Annotated in this window: 8 protein-coding genes; all 8 read right to left on the bottom strand. The window is 45.0% G+C overall.

Features of this window, described 5'->3' with window-relative positions; all coding sequences use genetic code 11:
- Positions 1-382: 382 nt before the first annotated feature.
- The 8 genes from ftsY to fapR all read right to left on the bottom strand — a co-directional run bounded on the left by ftsY (position 383) and on the right by fapR (position 9,792).
- Entirely contained in the window at positions 383-1,375 is a 993-nt protein-coding gene (ftsY, locus tag ACQCT5_RS14025) for a signal recognition particle-docking protein FtsY (protein ID WP_499642628.1), read from the bottom strand.
- Between the two features lie 29 nt (positions 1,376-1,404).
- On the bottom strand, positions 1,405-4,971 hold the full coding sequence (gene smc / locus ACQCT5_RS14020; protein WP_499642627.1) for a chromosome segregation protein SMC: 3,567 nt from the start codon (positions 4,969-4,971) through the stop codon (positions 1,405-1,407).
- A 164-nt stretch (positions 4,972-5,135) separates the two neighbouring features.
- Complete coding sequence (rnc, locus tag ACQCT5_RS14015; RefSeq protein WP_386637576.1) at positions 5,136-5,876, bottom strand: ribonuclease III; 741 nt, start codon at positions 5,874-5,876, stop codon at positions 5,136-5,138.
- A 266-nt stretch (positions 5,877-6,142) separates the two neighbouring features.
- Positions 6,143-6,376, bottom strand: coding sequence for an acyl carrier protein (gene acpP / locus ACQCT5_RS14010; RefSeq protein ID WP_204413619.1), 234 nt, complete (start codon positions 6,374-6,376; stop codon positions 6,143-6,145).
- A gap of 116 nt (positions 6,377-6,492) precedes the next feature.
- The gene (gene fabG, locus ACQCT5_RS14005) at positions 6,493-7,233 is read right to left on the bottom strand and encodes a 3-oxoacyl-[acyl-carrier-protein] reductase (RefSeq protein ID WP_499642626.1); all 741 of its coding nucleotides are present in this window, start codon (positions 7,231-7,233) and stop codon (positions 6,493-6,495) included.
- Entirely contained in the window at positions 7,226-8,182 is a 957-nt protein-coding gene (gene fabD / locus ACQCT5_RS14000; protein ID WP_499642625.1) for an ACP S-malonyltransferase, read from the bottom strand. Before fabD ends, fabG begins: the two co-directional genes overlap by 8 nt.
- On the bottom strand, positions 8,182-9,201 hold the full coding sequence (gene plsX / locus ACQCT5_RS13995) for a phosphate acyltransferase PlsX (RefSeq protein WP_499642624.1): 1,020 nt from the start codon (positions 9,199-9,201) through the stop codon (positions 8,182-8,184). Before plsX ends, fabD begins: the two co-directional genes overlap by 1 nt.
- A gap of 24 nt (positions 9,202-9,225) precedes the next feature.
- A complete protein-coding gene (gene fapR, locus ACQCT5_RS13990; RefSeq protein WP_386637585.1) occupies positions 9,226-9,792 on the bottom strand; it encodes a transcription factor FapR in 567 nt (188 codons plus the stop codon).
- Between the last annotated feature and the right edge of the window lie 54 nt (positions 9,793-9,846).

The raw sequence follows: 9,846 nt of genomic DNA, 5'->3' as shown, positions 1-9,846 counted from the left end.
ACATTAAGGTTAAACTGTAATTGAGTCATCTTTATTCCTCTTTTCATTGTTTATCGTGGTTGAAAACAGTGTTGCCAAGAGTGAATAAAATGACTCTTTCATTTTACACAATTATATGGACTTAATCCTCTTTCTCCGGTTTCGTGGTCTCAACCAGCCCTTTGGAGACCACCATTTCCCTCTTTCTCCGGTTTTGCGGTCTCAACCATCCCTTTTGAGACCACCATTTCCCTCTTTCCCCGGTTTCGTGGTCTCAACCAGCCCTTTTGAGACCACCATTTCCCTCTTTCTCCGGTTTTGCGGTCTCAACCATCAACCATCAAGTTCACGACCTACCTATAACATAAAGAAAAAACCGCCCCAACCCGGAGCGGTCACCATCTTATTCTACTACTTCCTTATCCACCATATCTGCAAAGAGTCCATACACATACTGTTCTGCATTGAACTCCTGAAGATCTTCCACTTTTTCACCAAGGCCGACGAATTTCACCGGGATCTTCAGCTCGTTGCGGATGGCCAGAACGATACCACCCTTTGCTGTTCCATCGAGCTTTGTCAGAATGATACCGGAGACGTTTGTCACTTCAGAGAATATCTTTGCCTGGCTCAGTGCATTCTGGCCTGTAGTTGCATCAAGGACAAGCAGCACTTCATGAGGAGCCCCTGGCACTTCGCGTTCGATTACACGCTTCACCTTTTCAAGCTCCTTCATCAGGTTCACTTTATTTTGCAGGCGTCCGGCCGTATCACATAACAACACATCGGCTTTCCGGGCTTTTGCCGCCTGGATTGCATCAAACATCACGGCTGCAGGATCGGACCCGGAAGATTGCTTGATTACGTCGACACCTACGCGCTCTCCCCATACCTCAAGCTGTTCAATCGCACCGGCACGGAAGGTATCCCCTGCTGCAAGCAGAACTTTTTTGCCATCCTGCTTCAGTTTATTGGAGAGCTTTCCGATTGAGGTGGTTTTCCCAACACCATTTACACCAACCACAAGAATGACTGTTAATCCTTCCTCCTGCATGTTGATGCGCGGGGAGATATCCTCACCAGCTTCATAGATTTCCACCAATTTTTCGGAAATGACAGCCTGTACCTCGCGAGGATCCTGGATATTGCGGCGCTTCACTTCCATTCTCAGTTCATCAATAAGCTGCATTACGGTATTGACGCCGACATCCGCTCCAATGAGGATTTCTTCCAATTCTTCGAAGAAATCCTCATCCACTTTACGATATCGGGCAACAAGATCGTTTACTTTACCTGAAAAGGAATCTCTTGTTTTAGTCAGACCCTCTTTGAACTTTTCTGAAACAGATTCCGTTTGAAAAGTGATTTTTTCTTTCAACTTTTTAAAAAAGCTCATTCTATCTCTTCCTCTCTAACAACGCTTTTTTATTGGACTAGTTCCCTGGATTCTTCCAGTCTTACGGAAACGAGCTTGGAAACACCTGATTCCTGCATGGTCACTCCATAGAGTACATCACTGAATTCCATCGTTCCCTTACGATGTGTGATGACGATGAATTGCGTGTCTTTACTGAACTGCTTCAGGTATTGCGCAAAGCGGTGGACATTCGCTTCATCAAGCGCCGCTTCCACCTCATCCAGAATGCAGAACGGTACCGGTCTTACCTTCAGAATGGAGAATAATAGGGCGATTGCGGTCAATGCCCGCTCTCCTCCAGATAACAGCCCAAGGTTCTGAAGTTTCTTTCCTGGTGGTTGTGCGACAATATCTACACCTGTATTCAGCATATCACTCGGATCGGTCAGTACAAGATCCGCTCGTCCGCCTCCAAACAGGGAACGGAAAACATCATGGAAATGGGCACGGATGTTAGTGAACGTCGTCTCAAAGCGTTTTTTCATCTCTTCGTCCATCTCTCCTATGACTTGGAACAAAGTATCCTTCGCTTCCTGCAGATCATCCTTTTGCTCTTTCAGGAAATAATATCGTTCACTTACTCGATCATACTCTTCGATAGCCGCAATATTGACTGTCCCAAGCTCTTCGATGGCAAGTTTGATCAGCTTCACTTTTTTGCGCGCTTCCTCAATTTCCACATCAAGGGGATATTCTTCTTTCGCCGCTTCAAATGACAGCATATACTCTTCCCTTAAATGATGAAGTCTATTATCAAGTTCCACATCCAGACGGTTCAGCTTTACTTCTTCCGCTTTCAAAATATCTGTGAGCTGTTTGTATTGCCTTTTCAGCCCCTTCAGCTCCAGCTCTTCATTTTCCACCTTCTCATAGATGGTCAAACGCTGTGCTCTCCGCTCGGCAATCAGCTTCATTGTCGTATTTTTGTCCTGCAGCTTTTCTTTTGCAGCCACTTCCAGCTTCTGTTCCCCGGAAGAGTTGTCATTCATCTCGCTTTGGAGCAGAGCCAGGTCTTCACAGACTTCTGTCAGTTTCTCTTGTCCTGATTCGATTTCCTGTGTGATGTTTTCCACTTTTTCAGATTGGCTATGAAGCTTTTCTTTCTTTCCTGCATAGTCCACTTTTAGTTGGGTAAGTTCGTTTTGGACAGCTTCCTTTGTTGTGTGCTGTTCATTTTTCTTGGTATGCAGCTCTGCTATTTCCCTATCAAGCTTCACAATACCAAGTCCTACCTCTTTCAGATCTGTCTCAAGAACCGTTTTGCGGTCGACCGCTTGCTGGATGGAGGAGGAAAGCTGCTGTTTCTCGTAATCATACAAGCTAAGATGCTCATTGACATTTTTCTCTTCCAGCTCCACTTCCCTGATCTGGCTCAGGATTTCCTGCTCCTTATATCGTAGGTCCTCTCCTGCTTCTTTCAATTGTTGGACCTGCATCTCTTTTTCCGAGATTTTCTGCTTGAGTGTTTTCACTTGATCTTCAAGAAGAGACGTTTTCCCTTCCATCTCCTCAAGCTTGGAAGCAATCGTATCCAGCTCACGGCCCCTGCTCAGGAGACTGTTTGACTTTTGCTTAACAGCTCCCCCGGTCATCGAGCCCCCGGGATTCACCACATCACCATCGAGCGTGACAATCCGGTAGCGATGCTGAAGTATGGAGGCTAGTGCATTGGCCCCTTTAAGATCCCTTGCAATTACAATGGTTCCTAAAAGATTGAGAACGATATTTTCATAGGCGGAATCACTTTCCACAAGTGATGCTGCCACTCCCACAAATGCATCATGCTGGCCGATCTGCTTCAGCTGATACTCCGGCATTGTCCGCGGCTTCATTACGCTAAGAGGCAAAAAGGTAGCTCTTCCATAACCGTTCTTCTTCAGATACTGGATGGAAGACCGGGCACTCTGTTCATCCTCCACCACAATGTGCTGGGTTGCGCTACCGAGGGCTATCTCAATGGCTGTCTCAACGATCTGATTCACCTGGATCAGTTCAGCTACCGCCCCTTTGATACCGGATAGGCGGTTTTCATCGCGGGCTTTCAGTATTTCCTTGACACCCTGGAAAAATCCTGCAAAATCCCCTTGCATGGTTTCGAGCATTTCCTTCCTGGATCTTGTCTGCTGAAGGAACTGGTATGCCTGGTAAAGGGTTGTTTCTTTCTTTTGATAGGAATCCTTGTATTGATCTAAAGCAGCCTGCTCTTTTCGAAACGAATCAATGGTTTGATGAAGCTCTTCACTGACCGCCTTATGCCTTTTTTGGATTTCCAGCTTTTTCTGTTCTGTGGCATGACGTTGGTTCACATACTTCTGGTTCCCCTCATCAAGCCTCTGGATTTTCAATCCTTCTTGTTTTTCTTGCTGTTCTAAATAAGTCAGCTCGTTACGAACAGTAGCTTGCTTGTTTAATAGTTCAATATATTCGCTTTTGAGTGCATCAATCTTCTCTTCGATGTTCAAATCGAATTGCTCATTGATCAGCTGCTTCTCCTTGAGCTGCTGTTCTGTTAAAATCAGCTCCTGTTGAAGAGTTTCAAGCACTACTTTTTCTGTTTGCCATTTCTCTTTATGCGACTTCAGGAACTGATCGAGCTCTACTGATGACTTTTCCAGCTGCGCCCTGTTTGAACTTGCATTTTTTTTGCGTTCCTTCAGGACTTCCTTCCGTCCTTCAAGCTTTTCAAGCTCCGAGCTTGCAACAAGCAATGCCTGCTGGAGGGAGTCGACGGATTCATCGAGTGCAGCAACTTGGTCTTTATACTTTTCAAGTGTCGCTTCCTTTTGTGAAAGTTCAGAAGAAAGGGTCAACTCCTTTTCTGTACTCTCCTTGACTTCCTGTGAGGTTCTTTCCCACTTTTGGTGCAGTTCTTCTATTTCGTAGACGGTTACCCCTACTTCGATCTGCTCAAGCTCTTCCTTTTTCTCCAGGTAATCCTTCGCAATGGAAGCCTGCATTTTAAGTGGCTCCACCTGTCCTTCAAGTTCGTGCAGAATATCAGATACACGATTCAGGTTTTCCTGTGTGTCCCAAAGCTTGCTTTCCGCTTTCTTTTTACGGGATTTATATTTCAGCACACCAGCCGCTTCCTCGAAGATGCTTCTTCTCTCTTCCGCCTTGCTGCTCAGGATTTCCTCGACTTTCCCTTGACTGATAATGGAAAAAGCTTCTTTACCTAGTCCGGAATCCATGAACAGGTCGACAATATCCTTCAGACGACACGATTGCTTGTTAATCAGGAACTCGCTGTCACCGGAACGGTAGGCGCGCCTTGTTACACTTACCTCCATGTAATCGATAGGCAGGATACGCTTGCTGTTGTCAAGTGTGAGGGTAACCTCGGCAATATTCAATGCCTTCCTGCTGTCACTACCTGCAAAAATGATATCTTCCATTTTCGACCCACGCAGAGATTTGGCTGACTGTTCTCCCAGCACCCATCTGATGGCATCGATAATATTGCTCTTTCCACTTCCATTAGGGCCAACAACGGCTGTTACCCCCGGTACAAAATCTACCGATATCTTTTCTGCAAACGACTTAAATCCAACCACTTCTAATCGTTTGAGGTACATAATCCTTCACCTCTGTTTTATATAAAGGCCTTTTTCGCATACATTGTTGCTTTTTTGTATTCAACTACAGCCCGTAATTTTATTGCCTATGTAAAAAGAAAAGAAGGCGACCCATATAGCCGCAGCGGAGGCACCATCGGATCGCCCTCTATTCTCCATTCCTACTATTTCGATTGCTTGAGCTTGTCTAATGCGAACTGTGCAGCGTGCTGCTCGGCTTCCTTTTTCGATCTGCCGACACCAATTCCAAGCTCCTCTTTATTCAAACTGACCTTGGAGACAAATTCCCTGTTGTGAGCAGGACCTTTCTCCTCAAGCACTTCATATTCAATCACGCCAAGTGCATTGCGCTGAATCAATTCCTGCAATTGACTCTTATAATCCATCACATGAGAAAAAGCACCTTCATTTATTTTAGGGTACACGTATTTTTCCAGGAATAAGAATACGGCTGGCAGTCCAAGATCCAGGTACAGTGCCCCAATAAAGGATTCAAACACATCCGCAAGCAAGGCAGGTCTGGCTCGTCCACCTGTCAATTCCTCCCCTTTCCCGAGTAATACGTAAGAACCGAAGGAAAGCTCATTTGCAAAAGAAACAAGTGATGGCTCGCACACGATAGATGCACGCAGTTTCGTCAGCTGACCTTCACTCATCATCGGAAATTTCTTATATAAGAATTGAGAGACCGTCAATTCGAGCACTGCGTCCCCCAAAAACTCCAATCGTTCATTATCCTCATATGGCTTTCTCCGATGCTCATTCACATACGATGAATGTGTAAATGCCTGATACAGTAATTTATCATTTTGAAAATCGATGCCCAAGTCTTCTTGAAGCGTTTGGAACTTCTTTGAGATCGCTTCACTTTTCTTTTCATTTATTCGACTTTTATTTCTTGTCATAAAGGTGCCTCCAACATACATTCTTCTTTCCCTATGCTGACTATAAAATCATGTGACGAAAGATGTATAACATGACTATTTTAACAAATTATTTACAGGTTACAAATAGCATCTTACACCATTTGCTCATTTTTATGTAAAAAACTTATGTTAGCATAGATTTGAGCAGAAATACAGTCGGGTATCGTTTGAATGAAAAAGCTGAATGTACCCCGGAAAATAAATAAGAGTCCCACTTATAAAGTGGGACTTTCAAGGTGAAGCAATTATGTGTTTGCTTTTATGTAGTTGACCACATCTGCAACTGTAGTAATGTTTTCTGCTTCATCGTCTGAAATTTCCAATTCAAACTCATCCTCAAGCTCCATTACCAATTCAACTACATCTAAAGAATCTGCACCTAAATCATCTTTGAATTTAGAATCAAGATTAACTTCGGACTCGTCCACACCTAAACGATCAACAATGATCTTTGTTACACGCTCTAAAACCTCTGCCATAACTTTCACCTCCCCTCAAGTATTATAGTTAAAATTTGCGAAAAAAACCAGATTGTCTACAGTATTTCACAAGAATATTGTTCGACTTGATTGGCGGTCCTGCACGAACAGCCTTGTTACATCACCATTCCGCCGTCCACGTGAAGTGTCTGGCCAGTGATATACGCACTCTTTTCACTTGCAAGGAAGGAAACTACGGAAGCAATGTCCTTCGCTTCACCGAAACGGGCTAACGGAATCTGCTTCAGCATTTCAGCTTTAACTTCTTCGGTCAATTTATCTGTCATGTCGGTTGTAATGAATCCTGGGGCAATCGCATTTACGGTAATGTGACGTGATGCCAATTCACGGGCTGTCGTTTTGGTAAGACCGATGACACCTGCTTTGGCGGCCACATAATTTGCTTGTCCAGGGTTTCCGCTTACACCAACAATTGAAGCGATATTGATGATTCTGCCTGAGCGCTGCTTCATCATTTGCCTTGTCACCGCTTTGGTTGCATTGAAAACGCCTTTGAGGTTGATGTTGATTACATCATCCCACTCGTCTTCCTTCATGCGCATTAGCAGGTTATCCCTTGTAATCCCCGCATTGTTCACAAGAATATCGATAGACCCGAATTGTTCCAGGCTCTCTTTCATCATCGCCTGAACCTCTTCCATATTTGCCACATTAGCGCGAACCACTATTGCGTTCCCACCCATTTGTTTGATTTCTTCCACCACTTCATAGGCCTTTGCCTCACTGCCGGAATAGTTGACCACGATATTTGCACCCTGTTCCGCCAAATCTAAAGCGATGGCGCGACCAATACCGCGTGACGCTCCTGTGATGACTGCTGTTTTACCTTTAAGCATTTGATGAATCCTCCCCTTGAAAGTGATCTAACGCTTTTTGCAACGTTTCCATGTCATAGACAGGGATGGTTGTTACCCGGCGGTTTATTTTTTTGATCAGGCCTGATAACACTTTACCAGGTCCAACTTCGACAAATGTATCTACTCCTAGTTCGATCATTCGTTCGACCGATTGCTCCCATCTTACAGGGGAGTATAATTGCTGGACGAGCTTTTCATTGATTTCCTCAGCATTTTGCATTTCATGTGCATCCACATTGGCAATAACAGGGATTTCGGTATTCTTCACTTCTATTGTTTTCAATGCAGCTGCAAGCTTCTCTGCTGCAGGCTGCATGAGACTGGAGTGGAAAGGGCCGCTCACCACTAATGGGATGACGCGCTTTGCGCCTTTTTCCTTCGCTAGCTCAGAAGCTGCCTGAACACCGTCAGTGGAGCCCGAGATGACAATCTGCCCTGGACAGTTGAGGTTGGCAAGCTGGACTGAAGCACTGGTGCTTGTCACTTGCTCGGTAACCTCCAAGAGAACCGCTTCATCCAACCCCAGGACTGCGGCCATCGTGCCTTCCCCTGCTGGTACTGCCTCTTCCATGAACTTTCCACGCAGGTGAACTGTATGCACCGCATCCTCAAAACTGATGGAGCCGGCAGCAACAAGTGCAGAATACTCCCCCAGACTATGGCCGGCAACATAATCGGCCCTTACTCCTGCTTCCTTCAATTTTTCAAGTATAGCAATACTCGTTGTTAACAGGGCAGGCTGCGCATTGTATGTTAATGTCAATTCCTCCTGCGGCCCTTCAAACATAAGGGAGGATAAGCTAAACCTTAGTTTTTCATCCGCTTTTTTGATGATGTTGTCCACTACCGCAAAATGACTGGAAAGCTCCTGCCCCATTCCGACAGTCTGTGAACCTTGGCCTGGAAAAACAAATGCTACTTTACCCATTATTCTCCCCCGTTCTCCTCTTTTGTAACAAATTCCGTTTTTTCAATCGTTTCTGTTATCACGCCAACCATGTTGGACTCCAGCATATTGCGTGTCTGTCGTATCGCATTGTAAAAGGCATTGGCATCCGAAGATCCGTGCGCTTTGACAACAGGAGCCTTTAATCCGAATAATGCGGCCCCTCCATACTCCGAATAGTCCATTTTATTTTTCAAAGTTTTTAGTTTCGGTTTCAACACCGCTGCTGCAAGCTTGCTTTTCAAATCACTGGTCAACGCTTCCTTCATCATGGCAAATACCGAAAGTGCCGTACCTTCAATTGTCTTTAATGCAATGTTACCTGTGAAGCCGTCCGTCACCACTACATCCGCTACACCATTCAATAGATCGCGTGATTCCACATTGCCGATAAAATGTACAGCACCGGACTCTTTAATCAGTTCAAATGCGGCTTTGGTCAGTTCGTTCCCTTTTTTTTCCTCGGTACCCACATTCAATAATCCCACACGAGGCGCTTTAATCCCTCTGACTTTTTCGGCATAGATGGAACCCATGAGCGCATATTGGAAGAGGTGCTCCGGCTTTGCATCCACGTTCGCTCCCACATCAAGCATCACAAACCCTTCTCCTCCGATGGTGGGAAATGTGGGTGAAAGTGCCGGGCGCGCGATTCCTTTGATTCTTCCGACCACCAACAGACCGGCAGTCATCAGGGCTCCTGTGTTTCCTGCAGAAATGCAAGCATCCGCTCGTCCTTCTTTTACTTCCTTGGCCATCAGAACCAAAGAGGAGTTTTTCTTTTTGCGGACCGCCTTTACTGGTTCTTCGTCACCTGAAATCGCTTCTGTTGTATGTATAATGCTTATATTCTTATCTTGTGTTAAGTATGGTCGTATTTTCTGCTCGTCGCCAACTAAAGTGAACGTTAGATCAGGATAAGCCTCGACCGCTTTCATTGTTCCTTCCACCATGGACTTCGGTGCATGATCCCCGCCCATTGCATCTATTGCAATTTTCATGTTTTACTACCTGCCTTTGCTAGATTAAAAACTTGTAGACCGGAACATTTCAAATTCCCCGTGAAACACCTTTTCACTGCCAACGGTACTTTTCACTTCAACGGTTGTTCTGCCCTTTTCCTTATCTACTTTACTGACCACCGCTTTGGCTACGATGCGTTCCCCAAGCTTTACGGGTCTCGTAAAACGGATGGTCGCTTTAGCTGTCAGTGCCAATTCGTCATTGATGACCGCAACGGCCAACGAGTTTGCCTGTGCAAATAGGTGATGGCCACGTGTGATATTATTTCTTTTAAATACATGCTCGCTCTGAACGTCAAAGATGGAGATGGCGGTTTGATCCAGCTCCAGATCAATGATCTCCCCGATTATCTCTTCAATCGGCAAGGAGCGGACTTCTTTTTCCAACGTACGGGCCGCTACATTTTTTATTCTTTCCCTTAATTCAGGAATACTTAGTTCCAGTCGATCCAATCGGATCGTTTGAATGCTCACTTGAAAAAATTCCGCCAATTCTTCATCCGTAATAAAAGGATTCTCTTTAATCTTGTCTTTTAACGATAATTGGCGCTCCTTTTTATTTCTTCTCATCTATTTACACCATCCGAACTATTATGACTAGGTACTAATAGTAGTATATATAGG

The organism is Sutcliffiella halmapala (genome assembly GCF_050107295.1).
Lineage (GTDB): Bacteria > Bacillota > Bacilli > Bacillales > Bacillaceae_I > Sutcliffiella_A > Sutcliffiella_A halmapala_A.
This window is presented reverse-complemented; position numbering and strand designations above follow the sequence as displayed.